We start from the raw sequence: 2,860 nt of genomic DNA, 5'->3' as shown, positions 1-2,860 counted from the left end.
CAGTGATTTGGTAGTAGCGTTGGCTGCCCCTTAATGCGGCGTTATGCGCCAAAGATCGGATTAACATCCATACTCTTATGTAAAATACGGACGACTCTAATCTGTTGGCTGCCCGTTTGCTGATAAAAAATCACATGGCTACCTTGAGGAAATTTACGGTAACCATCTCGAATTTCATCACATGATTTGCCGATGTCGGGATTTTCAGCCAAAAGCCAAAATGAATCGTCAAATTGCTTTAAGTAGATGTTTCGCTGCTCTTTGCCCCAGCGGCGTTGAGTAAATAAAGCGATATCACGCAAATCGGTTTTGGCTGCTGTTGTAAGATTAAATGGTTTCATCGATTAGTTTCACTATCAAGTTCATTGATGAAACTATCAAGGTCATAATCAGCGTCACCACTTTGTTCACCTTCAACCAGTAGTTGACGGAGAGTCTGCAGTTTAGTCTCTTGGTTTTCGAGTAAACGCAAAGCTGAGCGAATAACTTCACTTGCAGAGCCATAACGCCCACTTTGAATTTGGTTTGTAATAAAACCATCAAAGTGTTCACCAAGGGTAATACTTGTGTTCTTAGCCATAAATTTCATTCCCAAAAGTACCAAGAAGTACCTAATTATGGTATTAAATGGCTTTCAAGGCAAGGCGCATAACAAACGCTTCAAGAGGGACAGCCAACGCGTGGCATTTTTATTATGCGTTGGGTTTTTGTGGTTACGGTGTTATGCGGAAGCTTGGTAGTGGCGTTGTCTGCCCCTTAAGCGGGCGTTAGCACTCTTAGGAGAACAAATGAAATCAGGCGAAAAATGCCCAATATGTTCATCTTTCAGGGAATTGCCACATCATTTATATGAGTTGTCAGAATTTTGTCGGTTTTTAAACAACCACAATGAGTATAAAAGGCGTGGTGAAAGTCGAATAGTAGAAACCAAGGTGATCAGTGATTGGTTGAAGTTAGCCGCAGAACTTGAAGTGGTGGAAATAAACTCATGGAGGTTTGGTGATGATACGGCTGCTATGTATTGCCGACCTGTAGCGGACGAGTATGAATCAAATTCTAAGCATTTTACAGCATACTCTACAGCTTTGACCCGGTTCATTTTTGTATCGAATGCACTAGAAGAAGCTTATCGTTTTGTTGATAGCCATTACTTAATGTTTCCTTCGGTTGTCAAACTAGACGAACGAAAAAAACTTAGGGATGCGGGTTTGAGATCTGCGTTTTTAGTAGATCAACTCAAAGAAACAGCGTTGCCATTAAATTTTAAGCATGCGATTTCGAACCTCAGGCTTACATTCGAATACTATCATTCCATATTTCAAACATCTCTATCTGGTATGAAGGGTGTCGAAACTACTGACAATAGCTATGGTTTACACTTGGTTCGTAATCTGCGAAATCACGTGGCACATGGAATTTTCCCTATTTTAGATAATCCAGAATACTGGGGTAGTAGTGAAATAAGTCGAACTAAGCTCATTGCTTTACTATTCCATGCTTGCCGAGTTGCTGCATTGTACATACAAGCGCTATTACATAAGTATAACGATGGGTTTCAGCATGATGATTATGATCATATCGCTTCAATGGATTGGGATGATTGCTATGAAGAACATTTTATTAAAAACTGTACAGTTGATTTGTCTTTGAGTCTCCATTCTAAATGCGACTTTAGTTTTGAGAACCCATATGGCTACAAGTGCTAACAAACGCCTCAAGAGGGACTGTCAACGCGTGGCGTTTCCAGTCCCATTGAGCCGCGGTGGTTGCAGTTGTTGTGTTTGAGTTTGGTGATAGTGCGTTGCCAGCCCCTTAGGCGGGCGTTAGCTACTCTTTTTGAAATCAAAATAGGGAACATATGTTAGATTCTATTTCAAAGGTTTATTTTCATGAACTAGATGCAAGAGAGAATATATTTAATAGACTTCAGTTAAATATAGCTCTTTATGCAAGTGTGTTCGCAGTAATCGCATATATGATAAGGATGATTGATTACAGTGGAAGTGAGCCAATCATAACTTTATTCTTTGTTGGTATTTTATTTAGCCTGTATTTTTTGGTTCGTTCGGCTTATTTGACATATAATTCTTTAACTGGAATGGAATATCGATTACTACCTGATCCTCAGGAGTTATATCAATATAGAAAAGATGTCAGAAATCATGCAAAGCAGCTTATCGCGTATAACCTTAAGTATGGTTGTAAGGAGGCTGTCCCGGATGTAGATGAGGTTTGTGAAGACTTTCTTATAAAGATGATGACTAAATGTTCATCGTTTAATGCCAACGTCAACGAGTCTCGCAAACTTGGGATTAGGAGATCATTATTATTTTTAGTTGCCTCCTCTGTTCCGCTACTTCTATCTTCAATTTTATTTATTGGATTTGACCTTGATGCTTCTTCTCCAAGAAAAGACTTACTTATACGTGATAACGAGTTATCATCTCAGCTATCAGAACTCAGTGAGACATTATTAGTAACGCATAGTTCCACTACTTTACAACCAAACTATATTTATCCAGAGGTTACCATTATGTGCCAAAATAAAGATAAAGGCGAAACTCCACCACCAGCACCACCAGCACCACCAGCACCACCGGCACCACCGGCGGAGCCAGTGTGGAAAATAGCAACAGAAAGTTATAGTCCACAAAGAAAACCAAATGGCCCTCAAAACCATGAGCCCAAAGAGTAGCTAACAAACGCCTCAAGAGGGACTGTCAACGCGTGGCGTTTCCAGTCCCATTGAGCCGCGGCGGTTGCAGTTGTTGTGTTTGAGTTTTGTGGTAATGCGTTGTCAGCCCCTTAGGCGGGCGTTATGTTTTAAATCAGGTTCAGAGAATCATGGAAGAAAAGAGTC

4 protein-coding genes are annotated in these 2,860 nt (G+C 40.4%); 2 read left to right on the top strand and 2 right to left on the bottom strand.

The features are described from left to right. Positions 1-41: 41 nt before the first annotated feature. Complete coding sequence (locus tag BSR11_RS00025; RefSeq protein WP_000802131.1) at positions 42-341, bottom strand: type II toxin-antitoxin system RelE/ParE family toxin; 300 nt, start codon at positions 339-341, stop codon at positions 42-44. Continuing rightward, entirely contained in the window at positions 338-580 is a 243-nt protein-coding gene (locus BSR11_RS00020; protein WP_002044787.1) for a type II toxin-antitoxin system ParD family antitoxin, read from the bottom strand. The genes BSR11_RS00025 and BSR11_RS00020 overlap by 4 nt, the downstream gene beginning before the upstream one ends. A gap of 208 nt (positions 581-788) precedes the next feature. On the opposite strand from BSR11_RS00020, the gene BSR11_RS00010 reads away from it, so the two are divergent. Beyond that, positions 789-1,706 carry a hypothetical protein gene (locus BSR11_RS00010; protein WP_072668496.1) on the top strand — a complete coding sequence of 306 codons (918 nt, stop codon included), beginning with the start codon at positions 789-791 and terminating at the stop codon, positions 1,704-1,706. Between the two features lie 152 nt (positions 1,707-1,858). Further along, positions 1,859-2,695, top strand: coding sequence for a hypothetical protein (locus tag BSR11_RS00005; protein ID WP_072668495.1), 837 nt, complete (start codon positions 1,859-1,861; stop codon positions 2,693-2,695). The last annotated feature ends 165 nt before the right edge of the window (positions 2,696-2,860 follow it).

Origin of the sequence: Vibrio injensis (assembly GCF_001895205.1) — a bacterium.
In the GTDB taxonomy this organism is placed as follows: Bacteria; Pseudomonadota; Gammaproteobacteria; order Enterobacterales; family Vibrionaceae; genus Vibrio; species Vibrio injensis.
This window is presented reverse-complemented; position numbering and strand designations above follow the sequence as displayed.

What these genes read in the sequence shown, in the direction of transcription:
- BSR11_RS00005 (WP_072668495.1), top strand. Translation starts at nt 1,859, where the DNA reads ATGTTAGATTCTATTTCAAAGGTTTATTTTCATGAACTAGATGCAAGA.
- BSR11_RS00010 (WP_072668496.1), top strand. Translation starts at nt 789, where the DNA reads ATGAAATCAGGCGAAAAATGCCCAATATGTTCATCTTTCAGGGAATTG.
- BSR11_RS00020 (WP_002044787.1), bottom strand. Translation starts at nt 580, where the DNA reads ATGGCTAAGAACACAAGTATTACCCTTGGTGAACACTTTGATGGTTTT.
- BSR11_RS00025 (WP_000802131.1), bottom strand. Translation starts at nt 341, where the DNA reads ATGAAACCATTTAATCTTACAACAGCAGCCAAAACCGATTTGCGTGAT.